The organism is Pseudomonas sp. ES1, assembly GCF_050586605.1.
Lineage (GTDB): Bacteria > Pseudomonadota > Gammaproteobacteria > Pseudomonadales > Pseudomonadaceae > Aquipseudomonas > Aquipseudomonas sichuanensis.
Genome location: NZ_JBOBDM010000006.1, coordinates 40,430 through 61,847, shown reverse-complemented (window position 1 = coordinate 61,847; position 21,418 = coordinate 40,430). Strand labels below are relative to the sequence as shown.

At 63.9% G+C, this 21,418-nt stretch carries 24 protein-coding genes; 13 read left to right on the top strand and 11 right to left on the bottom strand.

Features of this window, described 5'->3' with window-relative positions; translation table 11 throughout:
* Positions 1–72 precede the first annotated feature (72 nt).
* Together argS and ACQ4N9_RS04285 are read left to right on the top strand one after the other, a co-directional pair.
* Positions 73–1,809, top strand: coding sequence for an arginine--tRNA ligase (gene argS / locus ACQ4N9_RS04290; protein ID WP_390968189.1), 1,737 nt, complete (start codon positions 73–75; stop codon positions 1,807–1,809).
* A 1-nt stretch (position 1,810) separates the two neighbouring features.
* Positions 1,811–2,506, top strand: a complete 696-nt coding sequence (locus tag ACQ4N9_RS04285; RefSeq protein ID WP_232882974.1) for an SPOR domain-containing protein — start codon at positions 1,811–1,813, stop codon at positions 2,504–2,506.
* A gap of 39 nt (positions 2,507–2,545) precedes the next feature.
* Here ACQ4N9_RS04285 and ACQ4N9_RS04280 read toward each other — a convergent pair whose 3' ends face one another.
* On the bottom strand, positions 2,546–2,971 hold the full coding sequence (locus tag ACQ4N9_RS04280) for an NINE protein (RefSeq protein ID WP_258705290.1): 426 nt from the start codon (positions 2,969–2,971) through the stop codon (positions 2,546–2,548).
* 158 nt (positions 2,972–3,129) lie between these two features.
* Here ACQ4N9_RS04280 and ACQ4N9_RS04275 point away from each other — a divergent pair, with 158 nt between their 5' ends.
* Complete coding sequence (locus ACQ4N9_RS04275; protein ID WP_110996003.1) at positions 3,130–3,768, top strand: C40 family peptidase; 639 nt, start codon at positions 3,130–3,132, stop codon at positions 3,766–3,768.
* A gap of 257 nt (positions 3,769–4,025) precedes the next feature.
* Here the strand turns inward: ACQ4N9_RS04275 and ACQ4N9_RS04270 are convergent, their stop codons facing one another.
* Complete coding sequence (locus ACQ4N9_RS04270) at positions 4,026–5,018, bottom strand: type IV pilus twitching motility protein PilT (RefSeq protein WP_390968188.1); 993 nt, start codon at positions 5,016–5,018, stop codon at positions 4,026–4,028.
* Positions 5,019–5,083: 65 nt separating this feature from the next.
* Between ACQ4N9_RS04270 and ACQ4N9_RS04265 the strand changes: the two genes are divergently transcribed.
* The 9 genes from ACQ4N9_RS04265 to ACQ4N9_RS04225 all read left to right on the top strand — a co-directional run bounded on the left by ACQ4N9_RS04265 (position 5,084) and on the right by ACQ4N9_RS04225 (position 11,652).
* Entirely contained in the window at positions 5,084–5,770 is a 687-nt protein-coding gene (locus tag ACQ4N9_RS04265) for a YggS family pyridoxal phosphate-dependent enzyme (RefSeq protein WP_390968187.1), read from the top strand.
* Positions 5,771–5,809: 39 nt separating this feature from the next.
* On the top strand, positions 5,810–6,628 hold the full coding sequence (gene proC / locus ACQ4N9_RS04260) for a pyrroline-5-carboxylate reductase (protein WP_347150814.1): 819 nt from the start codon (positions 5,810–5,812) through the stop codon (positions 6,626–6,628).
* A gap of 13 nt (positions 6,629–6,641) precedes the next feature.
* The gene (locus tag ACQ4N9_RS04255; protein ID WP_390968186.1) at positions 6,642–7,232 is read left to right on the top strand and encodes a YggT family protein; all 591 of its coding nucleotides are present in this window, start codon (positions 6,642–6,644) and stop codon (positions 7,230–7,232) included.
* A gap of 88 nt (positions 7,233–7,320) precedes the next feature.
* Positions 7,321–8,460 (top strand): homoserine O-succinyltransferase MetX, encoded by a 1,140-nt coding sequence (metX, locus tag ACQ4N9_RS04250; protein WP_110996008.1) that lies wholly within the window; start codon positions 7,321–7,323, stop codon positions 8,458–8,460.
* 7 nt (positions 8,461–8,467) lie between these two features.
* Entirely contained in the window at positions 8,468–9,088 is a 621-nt protein-coding gene (metW, locus tag ACQ4N9_RS04245) for a methionine biosynthesis protein MetW (RefSeq protein ID WP_390968185.1), read from the top strand.
* Positions 9,089–9,113: 25 nt separating this feature from the next.
* Entirely contained in the window at positions 9,114–9,548 is a 435-nt protein-coding gene (locus ACQ4N9_RS04240; RefSeq protein WP_390968184.1) for a DUF4426 domain-containing protein, read from the top strand.
* Positions 9,545–10,141, top strand: a complete 597-nt coding sequence (gene rdgB, locus ACQ4N9_RS04235; protein WP_110996011.1) for an RdgB/HAM1 family non-canonical purine NTP pyrophosphatase — start codon at positions 9,545–9,547, stop codon at positions 10,139–10,141. The genes ACQ4N9_RS04240 and rdgB overlap by 4 nt, the downstream gene beginning before the upstream one ends.
* The gene (gene hemW, locus ACQ4N9_RS04230) at positions 10,138–11,316 is read left to right on the top strand and encodes a radical SAM family heme chaperone HemW (protein WP_390968183.1); all 1,179 of its coding nucleotides are present in this window, start codon (positions 10,138–10,140) and stop codon (positions 11,314–11,316) included. Before rdgB ends, hemW begins: the two co-directional genes overlap by 4 nt.
* Before the next feature lie 9 nt (positions 11,317–11,325).
* Positions 11,326–11,652, top strand: a complete 327-nt coding sequence (locus ACQ4N9_RS04225; protein ID WP_011531731.1) for a DUF3392 family protein — start codon at positions 11,326–11,328, stop codon at positions 11,650–11,652.
* A gap of 1,295 nt (positions 11,653–12,947) precedes the next feature.
* On the opposite strand, the gene ACQ4N9_RS04220 is transcribed toward ACQ4N9_RS04225, so the two are convergent.
* From ACQ4N9_RS04220 to ACQ4N9_RS04200, 5 genes are all read right to left on the bottom strand, one after another.
* A complete protein-coding gene (locus ACQ4N9_RS04220) occupies positions 12,948–13,763 on the bottom strand; it encodes a hypothetical protein (protein WP_390968182.1) in 816 nt (271 codons plus the stop codon).
* Positions 13,764–13,829: 66 nt separating this feature from the next.
* A complete protein-coding gene (trmB, locus tag ACQ4N9_RS04215) occupies positions 13,830–14,552 on the bottom strand; it encodes a tRNA (guanosine(46)-N7)-methyltransferase TrmB (protein ID WP_110996014.1) in 723 nt (240 codons plus the stop codon).
* A 9-nt stretch (positions 14,553–14,561) separates the two neighbouring features.
* Positions 14,562–15,374 (bottom strand): thiazole synthase, encoded by an 813-nt coding sequence (locus ACQ4N9_RS04210; protein ID WP_125860906.1) that lies wholly within the window; start codon positions 15,372–15,374, stop codon positions 14,562–14,564.
* Between the two features lie 52 nt (positions 15,375–15,426).
* On the bottom strand, positions 15,427–15,627 hold the full coding sequence (gene thiS / locus ACQ4N9_RS04205; RefSeq protein ID WP_110996034.1) for a sulfur carrier protein ThiS: 201 nt from the start codon (positions 15,625–15,627) through the stop codon (positions 15,427–15,429).
* A gap of 102 nt (positions 15,628–15,729) precedes the next feature.
* Positions 15,730–16,101, bottom strand: a complete 372-nt coding sequence (locus ACQ4N9_RS04200) for a DUF423 domain-containing protein (protein WP_390968181.1) — start codon at positions 16,099–16,101, stop codon at positions 15,730–15,732.
* A 64-nt stretch (positions 16,102–16,165) separates the two neighbouring features.
* Here ACQ4N9_RS04200 and mtgA point away from each other — a divergent pair, with 64 nt between their 5' ends.
* Complete coding sequence (gene mtgA / locus ACQ4N9_RS04195; protein ID WP_390968180.1) at positions 16,166–16,876, top strand: monofunctional biosynthetic peptidoglycan transglycosylase; 711 nt, start codon at positions 16,166–16,168, stop codon at positions 16,874–16,876.
* Between the two features lie 212 nt (positions 16,877–17,088).
* Here the strand turns inward: mtgA and rpoH are convergent, their stop codons facing one another.
* From rpoH to ftsY, 4 genes are all read right to left on the bottom strand, one after another.
* Positions 17,089–17,943: an RNA polymerase sigma factor RpoH gene (rpoH, locus tag ACQ4N9_RS04190; RefSeq protein ID WP_110996018.1), complete on the bottom strand. Its 855-nt coding sequence runs from the start codon at positions 17,941–17,943 to the stop codon at positions 17,089–17,091.
* 109 nt (positions 17,944–18,052) lie between these two features.
* The gene (gene ftsX / locus ACQ4N9_RS04185) at positions 18,053–19,081 is read right to left on the bottom strand and encodes a permease-like cell division protein FtsX (RefSeq protein ID WP_125465933.1); all 1,029 of its coding nucleotides are present in this window, start codon (positions 19,079–19,081) and stop codon (positions 18,053–18,055) included.
* On the bottom strand, positions 19,078–19,749 hold the full coding sequence (ftsE, locus tag ACQ4N9_RS04180; protein WP_011531723.1) for a cell division ATP-binding protein FtsE: 672 nt from the start codon (positions 19,747–19,749) through the stop codon (positions 19,078–19,080). Before ftsE ends, ftsX begins: the two co-directional genes overlap by 4 nt.
* Positions 19,746–21,365, bottom strand: a complete 1,620-nt coding sequence (gene ftsY / locus ACQ4N9_RS04175; RefSeq protein ID WP_390968179.1) for a signal recognition particle-docking protein FtsY — start codon at positions 21,363–21,365, stop codon at positions 19,746–19,748. Before ftsY ends, ftsE begins: the two co-directional genes overlap by 4 nt.
* Positions 21,366–21,418 lie beyond the last annotated feature (53 nt).

Sequence of the window (21,418 nt, the reverse complement as noted above, 5' to 3'; positions counted from 1 at the left end):
ACGGATAATGCCCAGTTTTTCCACCTGCGCATCGAAGCGCCCCACCGCGCTTGCGGTCGAAAAGAGATCCCCATGAAAGACACCATTCGCCAGCTGATCCAGCAAGCCCTCACCCAACTCGTCGCCGACGGTGTGCTGCCTGAAGGGCTGACGCCGGCGATCCAGGTGGAAAACGCCCGGGACAAGACCCACGGCGACTTCGCCAGCAACATCGCCATGATGCTGGCCAAGCCGGCCGGCATGAAGCCGCGCGATCTGGCTGAAAAAATCATTGCAGCCCTGCCGGCCAGCGCCGACATCAGCAAGGCCGAGATTGCCGGCCCCGGCTTCCTGAACTTCTTCCAGAACACCGAAGCCCTGGCCAACCGCCTCGACGCCGCCCTGGCCGACGACCACCTGGGCGTGCGCAAGGCCGGCCCGCTCGAGAAAGTCGTGATCGACATGTCGGCGCCGAACCTGGCCAAGGAGATGCACGTCGGCCACCTGCGCTCGACCATCATCGGCGACAGCGTCGCCCGTGTGCTGGAGTTCCTCGGCGACAACGTCATCCGCCAGAACCACGTCGGCGACTGGGGCACCCAGTTCGGCATGCTGATGGCCTACCTGCAGGAAAACCCGATCACCAGCGACGAGCTGTCGGACCTGGAGAACTTCTACCGTGCGGCGAAGAAGCGCTTCGACGAGTCCGAAGAGTTCGCCACCCGCGCCCGTGGCCTGGTGGTCAAGCTGCAGGCCGGCGACCCCGAGTGCCTGGCGCTGTGGACACGCTTCAAGGACATCTCGCTGTCCCACTGCCAGAAGACCTACGAACTGCTCAACGTCAAGCTGACCATGGCCGACGTGATGGGCGAGAGCGCCTACAACGACGACCTGGCGAACGTGGTCGCCGACCTCAAGGCCAAGGGCCTGCTGGTGGAGAACCAGGGCGCCCAGTGCGTGTTCCTCGACGAATTCAAGAACGCCGAGGGCGACCCGCTGCCGGTGATCGTGCAGAAGGCCGACGGCGGCTACCTGTACGCCACCACCGACCTGGCCGCCGTGCGCTACCGCAGCAACAAGCTTCAGGCTGATCGCGCCCTGTACTTCGTCGACCAGCGCCAGGCCCTGCACTTCAACCAGGTGTTCGAAGTGGCCCGCCGCGCCGGCTTCGTCGGCCACCCGATGCAGATGGAGCACATGGGCTTCGGCACCATGAACGGCGCCGACGGCCGCCCGTTCAAGACCCGCGATGGCGGCACCGTCAAGCTGATCGACCTGCTCAACGAGGCCAAGGAGCGCGCCTATGCGCTGGTCAAGGAGAAGAACCCGGGCCTGGCCGAGGATGAGCTGCGCAAGATCGGTGAAGTGGTAGGTATCGGCGCGGTGAAATACGCCGACCTGTCCAAGCACCGCACCAGCGACTACAGCTTCAACTTCGAGCTGATGCTCAACTTCGAGGGCAACACCGCGCCCTACCTGCTGTACGCCTACACCCGTGTGGCCGGCGTGTTCCGCAAGCTCGGCAAGGGCTTCGACGAGGTGGACGGCAAGATCGTGCTGCAGGCTGCCCACGAGCAGGACCTGGCCGCGCGCCTGGCGCAGTTCGGCGAAATTCTCAACAACGTCGCCGACAAAGGTACCCCGCACGTCCTGTGCAGCTACCTGTACGACCTCGCCGGCCTGTTCTCCAGCTTCTACGAGAACTGCCCGATCCTCAGCGCCGAGACCCCGGAGCAGCAGCAGAGCCGTCTGCGCCTGGCAGCCCTGACCGGCCGCACCCTCAAGCAGGGCCTGGAGCTGCTCGGCCTGGAAACCCTGGAGCGTATGTAACTTGGCTGCAGCAAAGAAAAAGCCCGCGCCCAAGCGCGGCGCCAGCCGCCACCAGCCCGCCGCCAAGCAGCCGATCCCAGGCTGGGTGTGGCTGGCGGTCGGCCTGACGGTCGGCGCCTTCATCGTCTTCCTGATGAAACTCGAACCGGGTGGCGGCGACATCAAGCGCACCAAGCCCGAACAGCAGAAGCCGGAGAAGGTCGCCGAGGCGAGCAAGACCACCACACCCACGCCGCAGCAACCGGTGAAGCCGAAGTACGACTTCTACACCCTGCTGCCGGAGTCGGAAGTGATCGTGCCGCCGGAAGCGGTGCCCGAGAAGACGCCGCCGGTGCCGGCCGTGCCAACCACGCCGGTCACTCCGGCGGAAGCGGCCAAAATCGACACCGCCCGTGCCCAGGCCGCACTGCTGGGGCAAACGCCGCCGCCGGCACCACCGGTGATCAAGCCGGCACCGACCACTCAGTTCTTCCTGCAGGCCGGCTCGTTCCGCAAGCAGGCGGATGCCGACAAGGTTCGGGCGCAGATCATCCTGCTGGGCCAGGCGGTCAAGGTGGAATCGGGGACGGTGAAGGAAGAAACCTGGTACCGCGTGATGGTCGGGCCATTCAGCAACCGCGAACAGCTCACCGTGGCGCAGAAGCAACTGGCCGGGGCAGGCTTCAGCAACCTGCTGTTGCAGCAACGGCGCCAGTAATGAAAAAGGCCTTGCCGCTCACCGCGACAAGGCCTTTTTTCATACCCGGCGACGCTCGGCGTTGACCTGGGAAACCTGGCTGTTGAGTGTCCAGAAGTCGTACAGCACACCCAGCAGGAACAGGCCGCCGGTGAACAGGTAGATCAGTGCACTGATCCACTTGCCCTGATACAGGCGGTGCACACCGAACACCCCGAGGAAGGTCAGGAAGATCCACGCCAGGTTGTAGTCCACGCCGCCGGACTCGAACCGCAGATCCGCCTCGCGGTCCATCGACGGGATCAGGAACAGGTCGATCAGCCAGCCAATTCCCAGCAGCCCCAGGGTGAAGAACCAGATCGTCCCGGTAATCGGCTTGCCGTAGTAGAAACGGTGCGCGCCGGTGAAGCCGAAAATCCACAACAGGTAGCCGAGGACCTTGCTGTGGGTGTCGTGCGCGGGCGCACTCTGTTGATAACCATTCATTCGAAGCCCTCGTGGGTTAGCCGAAAATTTTCTAACGGAAAATGTGACTTTTCCGTGTTGACCCGACATATGGTACGTGGCCAATCGACCAACGGATCAGAATTTGATCAAAAAGCTGTTATAAAGTTGCGCGCCAACACCTTATAAGAGCATCAACTATGCCGCCTTTCATCAAGACATGGCTGACCCTCTGCCTTTTATTACCCCTGGCCGCCCACGCCACCAATCGTGAGCAACGTCTTCCAAGCGGTTTCACCGGTTACACGAGCAATGCCGACAGCTCGGTGAAACGCGCACCTGTGCAGTACCGCAAGGCCACCCTCAGTGCCCGCCCGAGCAACGCCACCCAGCGCCAGGCGCTGCAGGCCGTGGCCATGTCGCCCAAGCAGAGCAGCGAAGTGCTCAGCCGCGCCGTGAACGTGCTCGGCACGCCGTACCGCTGGGGCGGCAGCAGCCCGAAGAAGGGTTTCGACTGCAGCGGCCTGGTCAAGTACGCCTTCAACGACGTGGCTGATGTCGACCTGCCGCGCACCTCCAATGCCATGGCCCAGGGCCAGGGTGTGAAGGTGGCCAAGAGTGACCTCAAGCCGGGCGACCTGATTTTCTTCAACATCAAGAGCCGCCGGGTCAATCATGTGGCCATCTACCTGGGTAACGACCGCTTCATCCACGCGCCGCGCACCGGCAAACGGGTGAGCATCGACAGCCTGGAGAAACCTTACTGGCAGAAGCATTACGTCGTGGCCAAGCGCGTTTTGCCCAAGGACCAGCAGGCGCTGGCCCTGGCCAAGCGCTAAGCCGTCAATCGCGGGGCAAGCCGCATCGGCGCGCCGCCGCCCCCACGACCAGCAGCAAAGCTGGCGTGGGAGTAACTGTCTTGCTCGCCATTCAAACAGTTGCACTCTGCCTGTGGGAGCGGGTTCACCCGCGAACACGGGCAGAGCCCGTGCCAGGCGCCGAGGTGCCATCTTCGCGGGTAAACCCGCTCCCACAGGTACTGTGCAATCCTGGGGAATGCACTACCCCCGCGATTTCGCTCGAGCAGGCAACAGCGCTAGTCGACCAGCCCTTTGTGCTTGAGCGCCTGCAACGCCCCCTCCATCGTGCGCATCCCCAAGGCCGCCCCCGCCTGCATCAACGACTGCACCTGCGCCATACGCCCCTCGCGAATCAAGTTGCGCACCGCTGGTGTAGCCACCAACACCTCCCTTGCAGCCACCCTGCCGCCCCCCTTCCGCCTTAGCAGCACCTGAGCCACCACCAGGCGCAGCGACTCGGCAAGCATCATGCGCACCAGCGGCTTCTCCTCGGCCGCGAACACCTCCACCAGCCGGTCGATGCTGTTCACCGCCGAGCGGGTGTGCACCGTTGCCAGCACCAGATGCCCGGTTTCCGCTGCGCGCAACGCCAGGCGGATACTTTCCAGATCACGTAATTCACCGACCATGATCACATCCGGGTCCTGACGCAAGGCACTGCGCAGCCCTTGGGCGAAGTCGCGGCTGTGCACACCGATCTCCCGCTGATTGACCAGGCAACCCTGGCCGCTGTGAATGAATTCGATGGGGTCTTCAAGGGTGATGACCTGCAGCGCGCGTTCGCGATTGAGCTGATCGAGCAGCGCCGCCAGGGTGCTGGACTTGCCGCTGCCCGTCGGCCCACCCACCAGCACCAGGCCATCCCGGCACTGCGCAACGGCTTGATACACATCGTTCAGGTCAAGTTCGTCGAGGCTGGGGACCCGCGCCGGGATCAGCCGCACGCTTGCGCCCAAGCCATTGCGCTGACGGAACAGGTTCAAGCGCAGGCGCCCCACGCCGGGCAGGCTCAGCGCCAGGTCCAGTTCATCACCGCACAGCCACTGCCGCCGCAGCCCTTCATCGAGCAGGCCGGCCATTCCCTGTTCCAGCGCCGTGCACGTCAGCACCGGCAGCGCCATGCGTTGCAACGCGCCATCCAGGCGCAACAGCGGTGGCTCGCCCGCGGCCAGGTGCAGGTCACTGGCGCCCGCAGCCACAGCCCGGGCCAGCAGGTCGGTCACATCCATGAGACTCCCCAACGGCCATCAAGCAGGTAGAATGCCGCAGACCTCACAGCCGCCGGCGACGATCCATGTCCACCCTAGCAGACAACATTTCCGCCATTGCCAGCCGTATCGACAGCGCGGCCAAGGCCGCCGGGCGCGACCCGGCCAGCGTCCAGTTGCTGGCGGTCAGCAAGACCAAGCCCGCCAGCGCCGTTCGCGAGGCCTTTGCGGCCGGGCTGCGCGATGTGGGCGAAAACTACCTTCAGGAAGCCCTGACAAAACAACAGGCGCTTTCCGACCTGCCCTTGATCTGGCACTTCATCGGCCCCATTCAGTCGAACAAGACCAAAGCCATCGCCGAGCACTTCGACTGGGTACATTCCGTGGACCGCCTGAAGATCGCCCAACGCCTGTCCGAGCAACGCCCGGGCCATCTGCCGCCGCTGAACATCTGCCTGCAGGTGAACGTCAGCGGTGAAGACAGCAAGTCCGGCTGCGCGCCCGCCGACCTGCCGGCGCTGGCCCAGGCCGTCAGCGCCCTCCCCGGCCTGCGCCTGCGCGGGCTGATGGCGATCCCGGAGCCGACCGAAGACCGTGCCGAACAAGAGGCCGCCTTTGCCACCCTGCGCCAGTTGCAAGCGCAACTCGGCCTGGGCCTGGACACCCTGTCGATGGGCATGAGCCATGACCTTGAGGCCGCAATCGCCCAAGGTGCGACCTGGGTCCGCATCGGCACCGCCCTGTTCGGTGCACGCGACTACGGCCAGCCCTGAATCCATGCTTAAACTCACTCTTTCCCTCAAGGACCTGACATGAGCAAGACTCGTATTGCCTTTATCGGCGCCGGCAACATGGCCGCCAGCCTGATCGGCGGCCTGCGCGCCCAGGGCCTGGACGCCTCGCAGATCCGCGCCAGCGACCCGGGTGCAGACACCCGCGCGCGCATCCAGGCCGAGCACGGCATCGAAGCATTCGCCGACAACGCCCAGGCCATCGACGGCGTGGATGTGATCGTCCTGGCGGTCAAGCCGCAGGTGATGAAAGCCGTCTGCGAAACCCTGAAGCCGAACCTCAAGCCTGGCCAGTTGATCGTCTCCATCGCCGCCGGCATCACCTGTGCCAGCCTGCAGGCCTGGCTGGGCGCGATCCCGGTGGTGCGCTGCATGCCCAACACCCCGGCACTGCTGCGCCAGGGCGTCAGTGGCCTGTACGCCACCCAGCAAGTGTCGGCCGAACAGCGCGAGCAGGCCGAACAGTTGCTGTCCGCCGTCGGCACCGCCCTGTGGCTGGACCAGGAACAGCAACTGGATGCCGTCACTGCTGTTTCCGGCAGCGGCCCGGCGTACTTCTTCCTGCTGATCGAAGCCATGACCGCCGCTGGCGAAAAGCTCGGCCTGCCGCGTGAAACCGCTTCGCAACTGACCCTGCAAACCGCCCTGGGCGCCGCACGCATGGCCGTGGCCAGTGACGTCGATGCCGCCGAGCTGCGCCGCCGGGTCACCTCGCCCGCCGGCACCACGGAAGCGGCAATCAAGTCGTTCCAGGCCAATGGCTTCGAGGCCATCGTCGAGCAGGCACTGGAAGCCGCGGCCAAGCGCTCCGCGGAACTGGCCGAACAACTGGGCAAATAAGGAGCCTTTTTCAATGAATGCACTGTCCGGCGCCGCGATCTTCGTGGTGCAAACCCTGGTCAGCCTGTACCTGGCGATCGTCCTGCTGCGCTTCGTGCTGCAACTGGTCAAGGCCGACTTCTACAACCCGCTCAGCCAGTTCGCCGTGCGCGCCACCCAGCCGCTGCTCAAGCCGCTGCGCCGGGTAGTCCCGAGCATTGCCGGCCTGGATACCTCGTCGCTGCTGCTGTCGGTGCTGATCCAGGCGCTGCTGATGGCCTTCGTGCTGATGGTCACCTACGGTACCTTCGGCGACGTCCTGCACCTGCTGATGTGGGCGATCATCGGCATCACCTCGCTGTTCCTGAAGATTTTCTGGGTGGCGATGATCGTCATGGTGATCGTCTCGTGGGTCGCGCCCAACAGCCACAACCCTGCTGCCGAGCTGGCCTACCAGATCAGCGAGCCGGTGCTGGCGCCGTTCCGTCGCCTGGTGCCGAACCTGGGCGGCATGGACATTTCGCCGATCTTCGCCTTCATCGCCATCCAGGTGATCCAGTCGTTCCTCATGCCCCAGCTGGCGGCCTATGCCGGCATGCCACAAGAGCTGTGGCGGATGATCTGACCCACGATATCTCCTGCGGCAAGCCATTGCTTGCCGCTGGGGGTAGCGCTCTTTAGACTTACGCCTCCGTCAAGCGTGAGCAGGGTCGATGTCCACTGTCTTTCCCGAAGATTCCGTCGGTCTGGTAACACCGCAGATCGCCCGGTTCGATGAACCGTTGGCCCTGGCCTGTGGCCGCGCCCTGGCCTCGTACGAACTCATCTACGAAACCTATGGCGAGCTCAACAGCAACGCCAGCAACGCCGTGCTCATCTGCCACGCGTTGTCCGGCCACCACCATGCTGCCGGCTACCACGCCGCCACCGACCGCAAGCCGGGCTGGTGGGACAGCTGCATCGGCCCCGGCAAGCCGATCGACACCAACCGCTTCTTCGTGGTCAGCCTGAACAACCTCGGCGGTTGCAACGGCAGCACCGGCCCCAGTAGCCTCAACCCGGCCACCGGCAAGCCCTACGGCGCCGATTTCCCGGTGCTGACGGTGGAAGACTGGGTGCACAGCCAGGCGCGCCTGGCCGATCGCCTCGGCATCCACACCTGGGCCGCCATCGTCGGCGGCAGCCTCGGCGGCATGCAGGCGCTGCAGTGGACCATCACCTACCCGGACCGGGTACGCCATTGCGTGGACATCGCTTCGGCACCCAAGCTGTCGGCGCAGAACATCGCCTTCAACGAAGTGGCGCGCCAGGCCATCCTCACCGACCCCGAATTCCACGGCGGTTCGTTCCAGGACCAGGGCGTGATCCCCAAGCGCGGCCTGATGCTGGCGCGGATGGTCGGCCATATCACCTACCTGTCCGACGACTCGATGGGCGAGAAATTCGGCCGCGAGCTCAAGAGCGACAAGCTCAACTACGACTTCCACAGCGTCGAATTCCAGGTCGAGAGCTACCTGCGCTATCAGGGCGAGGAGTTCTCCGGGCGTTTCGACGCCAACACCTACCTGCTGATGACCAAGGCGCTGGACTACTACGACCCGGCGGCGGCCCACGACGGCGACCTGGCGGCGACCCTGGCGCATGTCACGGCTGATTTCTGCATCATGTCGTTCACTACCGACTGGCGCTTCTCGCCGGCCCGTTCGCGGGAGATCGTCGATGCCCTCATGGCCGCACGCAAGAACGTCTGCTATCTGGATATCGACTCGCCCTACGGCCACGACGCCTTCCTGATCCCCACGCCTCGCTACATGCAGGGTTTCGCCAACTACATGAACCGCATCGCCCTGTGAGGACCCCATGAGAGCCGACCTGGAAATCATCCAAGACTGGATCCCCGCCGGCAGCCGGGTACTCGACCTGGGCTGCGGCAACGGCGAGCTGCTGGCTTCGCTGCGCGAGCACAAGAACGTAACCGGCTACGGCCTGGAGATCGACGCCGACAACATCGCCGAGTGCGTGGCCAAGGGCGTCAACGTGATCGAGCAGGACCTGGACAAAGGCCTGGGCAACTTCGCCAGCAACAGCTTCGACGTGGTGGTCATGACCCAGGCCCTGCAGGCCGTGGAGTACCCCGACCGGATTCTCGACGAAATGCTGCGGGTGGGCCGCCAGTGCATCATTACGTTCCCCAACTTCGGCCACTGGCGCTGCCGTTGGTACCTGGCGACCAAAGGCCGCATGCCGGTGTCGGACTTCATGCCATACACCTGGTACAACACGCCGAACATTCACTTCTGCACGTTCGAAGACTTCGAGAACCTGTGCCACGAACGCCACGCCAAGGTGCTCGACCGCCTGGCCGTCGACCACTTGCACCGTAATGGGTTGGGCGGCCGGCTTTGGCCTAATCTTCTAGGTGAAATCGGTATTTATCGCGTCAGCAGCCCGGGCCTGCAGGAGCACCAGCTCGCCGTCTGACGCTCGCGAACGGAGGAATGGGATCATGCGTCGACTAGCACTGTTTCTGATCAGCCTGTGCCTGGCCCTGCCGGTGCTGGCTGCCGATGCCGCCAAGCCCGATCGCAAGGAAGTGTTCGGCGACGTGACGGTCCATTACAGCGCCTTCACCTCGAGCATGCTGCAGCCGGACATCGCCGCCGCCACCGGCCTTACCCGCAGCAAGAACCAGGGCGTGCTCAATATCGCCGTGCTCAAGGGCGGCAAGGCGGCCACCTCGGTGGTCAGCGGCACGGTCAAGGACCTGACCGGGCGCAGCAGCCCGCTGTCGTTCAAGCAAATCACCGACCAGGGCGCGGTGTACTACATCGCCCAGTTCAAGATCGACCAGGCTGAAACCCTGACCTTCGACCTGAATGTCGAAACCGGTGGCGTCAGCAATCAACTCAGCTTCAACCAGGAAGTGTTCCCAGGCGAATGATGAATTTCCAGCAACTCGTATTGGCCAGCCATAACGCCGGCAAGCTCAAGGAACTGCAGGCCATGCTCGGCGACTCCGTGCATCTGCGCTCGATCGGTGAGTTCAGCCAGGTAGAGCCGGAAGAAACCGGCCTGTCGTTCGTCGAGAACGCCATCCTCAAGGCGCGCAACGCCGCACGCATTTCCGGCCTGCCGGCCCTGGCCGACGACTCGGGCCTGGCGGTGGACTTCCTCGGCGGCGCGCCGGGCATCTATTCGGCACGCTACGCCGACGGCAAGGGCGACGCGGCCAACAACGCCAAGCTGCTTGAAGCGCTGAAGGATGTGCCCAAGGAACAGCGTGGCGCGCAGTTCGTCTGCGTACTGGCGCTGGTGCGCCATGCCGACGACCCGCTGCCGATCCTCTGCGAAGGCCTGTGGCATGGCAGCATCCTGTTCGAGGCCAGCGGTGAGCATGGTTTCGGCTACGACCCGCTGTTCTGGGTCCCGGAGCGCAAGTGCTCCAGCGCCGACCTGGCGCCCGTCGACAAGAACCAGCTCAGCCACCGCGCCCGCGCCATGGCCTTGCTGCGTCAGCGTCTGGGCCTGGCATGAGCGAAAAGCTGTTGGTACGGCCGGCGGGCCTGATCCTCTCCGAACTCCCGCCGCTGTCGCTGTACATCCACATCCCCTGGTGCGTGCGCAAATGCCCTTATTGCGACTTCAACTCGCACCAGGCCGGGCCCACATTGCCCGAAGACGAATATATCGATGCCTTGCTGGCCGACCTCGACCAGGACATGCATGCCGTTCAGGGCCGGCCGATCAGCACGATCTTCTTCGGCGGCGGGACCCCCAGCCTGTTCAGCGCGGCTGCGCTTGGCCGCCTGTTGCGGGGTGTCGAGCAGCGCATCCCGTTTGCCGCCGACATCGAGATCACCCTCGAAGCCAACCCGGGCACGTTCGAGCAGGAAAAGTTCAAGGCCTATCGGCAGACCGGCATCAACCGGCTGTCCATCGGCGTGCAGAGTTTCCAGCCAGCCAAGCTTGAGAAGCTCGGGCGCATCCACAACGGCGCTGAAGCGGTGCGCGCCGCCGACATGGCCCGCGCGGCCGGCTTCGACAACTTCAACATGGACCTGATGCACGGCCTGCCGGACCAGTCGCTGGACGACGCGCTTGGCGACCTGCGCCAGGCCATCGAACTGGCGCCGACGCACCTGTCCTGGTATCAGCTGACGGTCGAGCCCAACACCGTGTTCTGGAACCAGCCGCCCGAGCTGCCCGAGGACGACATCCTCTGGGATATCCAGGAAGCCGGCCAGGCGCTGATGGCCGATCACGGCTACCAGCAATACGAAGTGTCGGCCTACGCCCAGCCAGGGCGCGCCGCTCGGCACAACCTCAATTACTGGCGCTTTGGCGACTTCATCGGCATCGGTGCCGGTGCCCACGGCAAGCTGTCGTTCCCCGACGGGCGCATCCTGCGCACCTGGAAGACCCGCCTGCCCAAGGACTACCTGAACCCGGCCAAGCCCTTCAAGGCAGGCGAGAAGCTGCTGCCGGTCGATGAACTGCCCTTCGAGTTCCTGATGAACGCGCTGCGCCTGACCCAGGGCGTGGAAGCCGAGCTGTTCACGCAACGCACGGGGCTGCCCCTGGCGCAACTCGCGCAAGCCCGCCGCGCCGCCGAACAAAAGGGCCTTTTGCAGGTCGAAGCGGATCGACTGGCGGCTACGCCGCGCGGCCAGCTGTTCCTCAATGACCTGCTGCAGTACTTCTTGAATTAAGGATGACCCATGGACCTGGTACTTGACCTGCTCTCGACCGTCTCCCGCTGGAGCCGCAGCAACCTGTCGGAGATCTCGCTGGCCCTGGTGGGCTGCCTGCTGGTGCTGTTCGGCACCGATATCAAGGGCTGGGTCGAGGGGCGCCTGGGCGGCCTGGCCGGCGCCCTGCGCGTGCCGTTCATGGCGCTGCTGGTGATGATCGGCAGCGGCGCGGCGCTGATCTATGCCACACCGTGGATCGTCAAGGGGTTGGGGCAGTTCAACAACTATGCGCTGGCACCGGTGTTGCTGGTGGTGCTGGTGTTGATTGGGGTGGTGGCTGACCGGCGGGGGTGAGCGGCGGCTAAAAGCCACCCTGGCGAACCAGGGCAGCCCCTCACTCCACTAGCCCTTAGCGGGCATCATCGAAGTGATCACGCAGGAAGTCTCTCGCGGTCTTGAACAGGATCAAGAGCCGGACGAGCTTCCAGGCGTGGCTCAGCATTTTCAGCAGATGCTTCATATGCCTTGGCCTCCGTACTGGCCAGGCCAATCTTCCAGTATCTAACCGGCACTTCGACACCTTCAGAGATCATGTGAGCTATCTCCAGTGAAGTGGCCAGGTGGATGGCCCTTCGAAAAATACACCGGCACGGTTCGCAGGCCGCGTCGAAGGGGCCGAGACAACTAAAAATCCGTTTCCCGGCCCGCCACTGGAAAAATTCACATCAGAGCGGGGTGATCTTACGTCAGCCAAGGCTTGAACGCTGTTAACCATTCAGTCACACATACTGCTGGATATTTCTGCGATTGACGCCATTTTCAGGCAGCCCTAGTATTTCGTTTGTGGGCTATCTCCAGTGAAACCGAAGTACGCAGGCCAAGGATTCGTAACCCGAAGCCCGCATAAAAAAACCGCCCTTCGCAAGGCGGTTTTTTTTCGCCTGCAGTTAACCAGGCTTCGAAGCATGCCTGGTGGGCTGGCTGCTGATGTTGGTTGCCGTGGTGGCTGAGCGGCGGGGGTGAGCGGCGGCCAAAAACCACCCTGGCGAACCAGGGCGGCCCCTCACTCCACTAGCCCTCAGCGGGCATCATCGAAGTGATCACGCAGGAAGTCCCTTGCGGTCTTGAACAGGATCAAGAGCCGGGCGAACTTCCAGGCGTGGCTCAGCATTTTCAGCAGATGCTTCATATGCCTTGGCCTCCGTACTGGCCAGGCCAATCTTCCAGTATCTAACCGGCACTTCGACACCTTCAGAGACCCTGTGGTTGCCTCCAGTGAAGTGGCCAGGTTGATGGCCCTTCGATAACATCACCGGCGCGGGTCGTAGGCCGCGTCGAAGGGGCCGAGAAACCGTTGGTGTTCCCGGCCCGCCACTGGATGAATCACATGGGAGCCCAGCGAGCTTACGTGAGCCGATCGCCAAGAGCTGTTTCCAGCGTTGTCACACCTAATGCCGGATATTTCCTTGATTGACGCGTTTTGCCGGCAAACCTAAGATCCAGCTGTGGTTGTCTCCAGTGAAGTACGCAGGCCAAGGATTCGTAACCCGAAGCCCGCATAAAAAAACCGCCTTTCGTAAGGCGGTTTTTTCGTCTTTCGCTTGCCCCCAACACTTGGCAACGCCAGCACTGCGCGCCCCCCATCATGCTCAGCGCCCTTTTGGTGTCTGCGCCGCATTCGCTTCTAGCCTTTGCCTCCAGCCGGATGCACGCCCGCACCCCAAAGACTCAGCCTCGCGTAACATCGCCAGCCGCTCGGCCATTGGTGTCTGCTGCCAGATGGCGGGATGAGTGGCCAACAAATAAAGCGCCTCGGCTTTGAACTGGTCGTATGAAAACACTTGTCTGGACTTCTCCAGCATCTCGCCCACTGTAAGTGACACCGAGGGCAGGGCCGAAGCAATGTCGGTAGCCGGCCTGAAACAATGCACCTCACGCAAAAGCTGCGGATAGAGCGACTGGTGCGGATCATCCCGATGCAACGCCGCTTTCAACACCTCAAGCAAGGCGACTTGCTCTGCGCCCATGAAGTCGAAGCTGTCGGAGGCTGACGCGCAACGGTAGTAATAGGCGACCGCTGCCGCCAGAAACCCTTGCTCTACAGCCTGATGCAAACGCGCACAGGAGGCCTGCCTGCGTGCCATGTCGCGCCGGTCCGCAGAGGTTTGCATGTTGGACTGCCAGAACAGCGCCAAGGTGTTGCCCGCCTGCGCTGCCAGCTCGATGTGCGCGCGCGCTTCATCCATCAATTCGCTCATCGGCATCAACTGTTCAGTACTGATGGCTTCGCCGCCGGCCTCGATTTCGGCAAGCGCCTGCAAATTCACGTTGGCCTGTTGTACCAAGGCCACGGCACGCTCGAGGTGTTGCTCAGAGGGCGAAAGAGGTTCACGCAGTAACGCGACGAGCACAAGGCAGACGGCAACGACCAGGCCTATCAGCGGTAACAGAACCCGAGGCTTCAAGGCGCAATCCTTTACGCGATGTGATGAGGGGCCAGAGGCGCACCGGCGCCTCTGGCAGGGAGAGGGTCAAGCCAGTTTTTCGAACTTCAGGTCCCACACACCGTGCCCAAGGCGCTCACCACGACGCTCGAACTTGGTGATCGGGCGCTCTTCAGGGCGTGGCACGTAGGCGCCATCAGCCGCCTGGTTGCGATAGCCCGGTGCTGCGCTCATCACTTCCAGCATGTATTCGGCATAGGGCTCCCAGTCGGTCGCCATGTGGAACACACCACCGGGCTTCAACTTGCGACGCACCAGCTCGGCGAACTCCAGCTGGACGATCCGGCGCTTGTGGTGACGCGCCTTGTGCCACGGGTCGGGGAAGAACAGCATCAAGCGGTCGAGGCTGTTGTCGGCCACGCAGCGGTTGAGCACTTCGATGGCGTCGCAGTCGTACACCCGCAGGTTCTTCAGGCCTTGGGTGAGCACGCCGTTCAGCAAAGCGCCGACACCTGGGCGGTGCACTTCGACGCCGATAAAGTCCAGCTCGGGCGAGGCGGCGGCCATCTCCAGCAGCGAATGGCCCATGCCAAAGCCGATCTCCAGGGTGCGCGGCGCCGAACGGCCGAACACCTGGTCGTAGTCCACCGGGCTGTCAGCCAGCGGCAGGACGAACAGCGGGCCGCCCTGCTCCAGGCCACGTTGCTGGCCTTCGGTCATGCGCCCGGCGCGCATCACGAAGCTCTTGATGCGACGGTGCGGACGATCTTCGCCGTCGGCGGTGATCGGCGTTTCTTGCGATTCAGTCATCTGGGGCTCTTACTTGATCAGACCATCCAGCGGCGAAGAGGCGCTGGCGTAGAGTTTCTTGGGCATGCGCCCGGCCAGGTAGGCCATGCGCCCGGCCAGGATGCCGTGCTTCATGGCTTCGGCCATCAGCACCGGCTGTTGCGCGTGGGCGATGGCCGAGTTCATCAGTACCGCCTCGCAACCCATCTCCATGGCGATGGTAGCGTCGGAGGCGGTACCCACGCCGGCATCGACCAGCACCGGCACCTTGGATTCCTCGAGGATGATCTGCAGGTTGTACGGGTTGCAGATGCCAAGGCCCGTACCGATCAGGCCGGCCAGGGGCATCACCGCGATGCACCCGGCTTCGGCCAGCTGACGGGCGATGATCGGATCGTCGCTGGTGTAGACCATCACGTCGAAACCTTCCTTGACCAGCACTTCGGCGGCCTTGAGGGTTTCAATGACGTTGGGGAACAAGGTTTTCTGGTCAGCCAGCACTTCCAGCTTGACCAGCGTGCGGGACTCATGGGACTTGCGACCATCGAGCAGCTCACGGGCCAGGCGGCAGGTGCGCACGGCTTCCACCGCATCGAAGCAGCCAGCGGTGTTCGGCAGGATGGTGTACTTGTCCGGCGACAGCACGTCGAGCAGGTTCGGCTCGCCCGCATTCTGACCCAGGTTGGTGCGGCGCACGGCGACTGTGACAATTTCGGCACCCGAGGCCTCGGTGGCCAGGCGGGTTTCTTCCATGTCACGGTACTTGCCGGTACCGACCAGCAGGCGCGACTGGAAAGTGCGCCCGGCCAGGATGAAGGGCTTGTCGCTGCGAACGTTGCTCATCGATGTTCCTCAGGAAAGGTTACGGGGCTTACGGGTGAAACGCCGGGCTTGCTCAACCACCGCCGATGGCGTGGACCACTTCAACCTGGTCGCCCTCGCTCAGCAGCGTGCTCTCGTGCTGACTGCGCGGCACGATGTCCAGGTTCAGTTCCACCGCCACCCGGCGGCCAGCCAGCTCGAGCCGGCCGAGCAGGGCCGCGACGCTCTCGCTCGCGGGCAGTTCGTAAGGTTCACCGTTCAGTTGAATGCGCATGCGCACGGCCACCATTGTTCGTTGGGGCAGGCATTCTAGCCCCGATCAGCCTTGCAACCCAAGGGTGGCGCGCGCCATTAGTCGCGATTGTGGACCACTCGGTCAGCCCAGGCGCCAGGCGGCCAGGCCCAGGCACAACCAGCCGGCCAAGAAGCACAGGCCACCCAGCGGGGTGATCATGCCGAGCTTGCCCAGGCCCGTCAGCGTGAGCACGTAGAGGCTGCCGGAAAACAGCACGATACCCAGGGCGAACAAACCGCCGGCCCAGCCTACCAGGCGCCCGGGCAGGTGCACCGAGAGCACGGCCACGGCGAGGATCGCCAGGGCATGCACCAACTGGTAGGTAACACCGGTGTGGAAGACTGCCAGGTAATCGGCACTGAGGCGGTTCTTCAGGCCATGGGCGGCAAAGGCGCCGAGCGCGACACCGGTGAACCCGAAGAAGGCGGCGAGCATCAGGAAGCTGCGAAGCATGGGACGACTCCTCGAAAGGGGTCTGTATAATGGCCCGTTCCAACGGTCCGGCCAAGCCATCACCATGCTGTCATCCTTCCTGCGCCACTTCACCCGCGGCCTGCTCTGGTTCGCTGTCGCAAGCATTGCCGTGGTGCTGGTACTGCGCTGGGTACCGCCGCCCGGCACGGCGCTGATGGTCGAGCGCAAGGTGGAGTCATGGTTCAGTGGCGAGCCCATCGACCTGCAGCGCGACTGGACACCCTGGGAAGAGATCTCGGACGAGCTCAAGGTGGCGGTCATCGCCGGTGAAGACCAGAAGTTCGCCAACCATTGGGGGTTCGACATCCCGGCCATCCAGGCGGCGCTGGCCTACAACGAACGGGGCGGCAAGGTCCGTGGCGCCAGCACCCTGACCCAGCAGGTGGCCAAGAACATGTTCCTGTGGTCCGGCCGTAGTTGGCTGCGCAAGGGCCTGGAGGCCTGGTTCACTGCGCTGATCGAGCTGTTCTGGTCGAAGGAACGGATTCTCGAGGTGTATCTGAACAGCGCCGAGTGGGGCAAGGGCGTGTTCGGCGCCCAGGCGGCGGCACGCTATCACTTTGGCGTGGATGCCAGCCGCCTGACGCGACAACAGGCCGCACAGCTCGCTGCCGTGCTGCCAAGCCCGATCAAATGGAGCGCCAGCCGGCCAAGTACCTATGTGGCCAGCCGCGCGGGGTGGATTCGCCGGCAAATGAGCCAGTTGGGTGGGCCGAGCTACCTGATGCAGCTGGATCCTTCGCGCAGGCTCTAAGCTGCGCTCGCAAGGGCATCAAGTAACCTGTGGGAGCGGCTTCAGCCGCGAAAGAGGCAACGCGGTGGACGGCGCCAGCTTCGCTGGCGTTCGCGGCTAAAGCCGCTCCCACAGGGGCCTGCGCTCCAGCTGGATGCGCGCAGCGCCATGCCCAATAAAAAACCGCTGCCTCTTGCGAGAGCAGCGGTTTTTTTATTCAGCCAGGGCGCCGATCAGATGGCGATCAGTGCCTTGACCTTGTTCATTGCGTTCTTCTCCAGCTGGCGAATACGCTCGGCCGAAACGCTGTACTTGTCCGCCAGCTCATGCAGCGTGGCCTTCTCTTCAGCCAGCCAGCGCTGGTAGAGAATGTCGCGGCTGCGATCGTCCAGGCCTTGCAGGGCTTCATGCAGGTTGCTGGTGGAGTTGTCGCTCCAGTCAGCGTCCTCCAGCTGCACAGCCGGGTCGTAGCGGTGGTCTTCCAGGTAATGCGCGGGCGACTGGAAGGCGCTGTCGTCATCGGCTTCGGCTGCCGGGTCGAAGGCCATGTCCTGGCCACTCAGGCGGCTTTCCATTTCACGCACTTCGCGGGGCTCTACGCCCAGGCTTTCAGCCACGCGATGCACTTCGTCATTGTTCAGCCAGGCCAGGCGTTTTTTCTGGCTGCGCAGGTTGAAGAACAGTTTGCGCTGGGCCTTGGTGGTAGCCACCTTGACGATGCGCCAGTTGCGCAAGATGAACTCGTGGATCTCGGCCTTGATCCAGTGCACCGCGAAGGACACCAGACGTACGCCCATTTCCGGGTTGAACCGTTTTACCGCCTTCATCAGGCCGACGTTGCCTTCCTGGATCAGGTCGGCCTGGGCCAGACCATAGCCAGCATAGCTACGGGCGATATGGACGACGAAACGCAGGTGGGCCATCACCATTTGCCGGGCGGCCTCGACATCCTGTTCGTAATAGAGACGCTCGCCCAGATCACGCTCCTGCTCGACCGTCAGCAGCGGGATGCTGTTGACCGTGTGCACGTAGGCTTCCAGGTTTGCACCGGGCACCAGGGCATAGGCAGGTTGCAACGATGTGGTCATTCAAGTACCTCCGACTTACAGACTCGTGCCTTGTGGGCACTGCCAGCATAGACCCGGAACCGCGAGACAAGTTCCTGGATGAAAAAAAGTCAATGCTGGCGATGAAACATTATCGTGGTGCCAGCTCGTTCAGATGCCGAGCCACCGCGATCCATGCACCGATATACCCCAACAGCACCGCGCCGATCAAGAGGGAAAGACCATCGGCAGCCGGCACCCCGCCCAGGGCGAAATCGCTGCCATACAGGCCGGAAAGCCCGACGACCGCGTCGTTGAGCCAGTTCAGGCCGAACGCCAGGATCCCCCAGGCCAGCACCCCGGCACCGAGGCCATACAGCGCCCCCATGTAGAGGAAAGGCCGACGCACGTAGCTGTCGGTGCCGCCCACCAGCTTGATCACTTCGATCTCGACACGGCGGTTCTCGATATGTAGACGAATTGTGTTACCGATTACTAACAGCAAGGCGGAAATAAGCATCACCGCGAGGCCGAAGACAAAGCGATCACCCAGCTTGAGGATCGCCGCCAGGCGCTCGACCCAGACCAGGTCCAGCTGTGCCGCTTCCACCCGTGGCAGCTCTGCCAGGCGCTGGCGCAGCGCTTCCAGGGCCGGTTTGTCGACTTCGCTCGGGGTCACGACCACCACGCCGGGCAGCGGGTTGTCCGGCAACTCGCGCAGGGCCTCGCCCAGGCCAGACTGCTGCTGGAACTCTTCCAGCGCCTGCTCGCGGCTGACGTACTGGGCCTCGGCAACGCCCGGCATGCCCTTGATCTCGTCACGCAATGCTTCGCCATCGCGACTGCTGGCGTCGAGCTTGAGGTACAGCGAAATCTGCGCCGCGCGCTGCCACGAACCGCCGAGCTTCTCGACGTTCTTGAGCAGCAGCGACAGGCCCATGGGCATGCTCAACGCCACGGCCATCACCAGGCAGGTGAAGAAGCTGCCGATCGGCTGCTTGGCCAGGCGGCGCAGGCTGTCGGCCAGGCTGGCACGGTGGCTTTCCAGCCAGGCGTGCAGCAAGGTGCTGAAGTCCGGACCATCGTCGTCGTGGTCACCGCGCTTTTTCTTTGCAGGTTGTGGGTCGGCTGGCTTGGGTGCGACCCGCTCGGAAACCTTTGGTGTACGTGTGGTGCTCATTGCCCGGCCTCCCCATCGCCGATCAAGCGGCCGCGTTGCAGCGTCAGCATGCGGTGGCGCATGCGCGCGATCAGCGCCAGGTCGTGGCTGGCGATCAATACGGTGGTGCCCAGGCGGTTGATGTCTTCGAACACGCCCATGATCTCGGCGGCCAGGCGCGGGTCGAGGTTACCGGTGGGCTCGTCCGCCAGCAGCAATGCCGGCTGGTGGACGATCGCCCGGGCGATACCGACGCGTTGTTGCTGGCCGGTGGACAGGTCGGCCGGGAACAGCTCGCCCTTGTCGCTCAACGACACGCGCTCCAGCGCCGAGTCGACGCGCTTGGCGATTTCGGCCTTGGACAGCCCGAGGATCTGCAGCGGCAAGGCGATGTTGTTGAACACGGTGCGGTCGAACAGCAACTGGTGGTTCTGGAACACCACGCCGATCTGCCGGCGCAGGAACGGGATCTGCGCGTTGCTGATCTGCCCCAGGTCCTGCCCCGCCAGCAGCAGCTTGCCGCTGGTCGGGCGTTCCATGGCCAACAACAGGCGCAACAAGGTGCTCTTGCCGGCGCCGGAGTGGCCGGTGACGAACAGGAACTCGCCACGCCGCGCCCGGAAGCTCAGCTCATGCAGGCCGACGTGGCCGTTGGGGTAGCGTTTGGCGACCTGTTCGAATCGGATCATGCAGGTTCCCGCTCGGCAAACAGTGCCTTGACGAAAGGTTCAGCCTCGAAGGTGCGCAGGTCATCGATACCCTCGCCCACACCAATGAAGCGGATCGGAATGTTGAACTGCTTGGCCAGGGCGAAGATCACCCCACCCTTGGCGGTGCCGTCCAGCTTGGTCAGGGCCAGGCCGGTCAGTTCCACGCTCTGGTTGAAGTACTTGGCCTGGCTGATGGCGTTCTGCCCGGTACCGGCGTCGAGCACCAGCAGCACCTCGTGGGGCGCCTCGGCGTCGAGCTTGCCGATCACCCGACGGACCTTCTTCAGCTCTTCCATCAGGTTGTCCTTGGTGTGCAGGCGCCCGGCGGTGTCGGCGATCAGCACATCGACGTTGCGCGCCTTGGCGGCCTGCACGGCGTCGAAGATCACCGAAGCCGAGTCGGCGCCGGTGTGCTGGGCGATCACCGGGATCTGGTTGCGCTCGCCCCACACCTGCAGCTGCTCCACGGCGGCGGCACGGAAGGTGTCGCCGGCGGCGAGCATGACCTTCTTGCCTTCGAGCTGCAGCTTTTTCGCCAGTTTGCCGATGGTGGTGGTCTTGCCGGCGCCGTTCACGCCGACTACCAGGATCACGTACGGCTTGTTCTGCGCCTCGATCTTCAGCGGCTGCTCGACCGGGCGCAGCAGCGCGGCCAGTTCTTCCTGCAGCGACTTGTACAGCGCGTCGGCGTCGGCCAGCTGCTTGCGGGCGACTTTCTGGGTGAGGTTCTGGACGATGGCCGAGGTGGCCTCGACGCCGACGTCGGCGGTCAGCAGGCGGGTTTCGATTTCGTCGAGCAGGTCGTCATCGATGACCTTCTTGCCCATGAACAGGCTGGCCATGCCCTCGCCAATGCTGGCGCTGGTCTTCGACAGGCCCTGCTTGAGACGGGCGAAGAAACCGGGCTTGGACGGTTCGGCGGCAGCCGCGGCAACGGGCTCGGGCTCGACCGGGGCCGGCGCGATGACCGGTTGGGCTTCGACAACCGGCGCCGGGGCCGCTGCGACAGTGGCAGCCGGCTCGACGAGCGGGCGAGCGGGAATGGCAGGCGGCGCCTTGGGCTCAAGGTCCTCAACCAATGCCACCGGTTCTTCGGCGACAGGCAGTACCAGGTTGCTGACCGGGGCCGCAGGCACTTCGACCGGTGTTGGCTCTACAGGTGCGGCAACCACAGGCTCAGGCTGAACAACCACGGGGGCAGCGGCAGGCGCATATTGCGGCGTGGCGACCACTGGCTCGGGCACCGACGCTGGCTGCGGTGTGATAACCACTGGCTCAGGCACAGCCTGAGGCGCGACAACTACCGGCTCCGGCACCGACACTGGCTGCGGTGTCTCAACCACTGGTTCAGGCACAGCCTGAGGCGCGGCAACCACCGGCTCCAGCACAGGCTCGACCACTACGGGCTCGGACACTGCCACCGGTAGCGGCTCGGCAGCAGGCACCTGCAGTGCGGCCGGCTCTGTGGCCTGCGGTTCTGGGGTTTGCGGCTGTTCGGCGACAGGTTGTTCCGGCTTCTTGCGGAACCAGCTGAACAGGCCTTTCTTCTCGCCAGCCGCAGCCGGCGCTTTTTTGTCGTCGTTGGAACCAAACATGGAAGACGGCTATCTCAGGGTAGCGATGCGCCAGCAGTGGCGCATCGGGAATT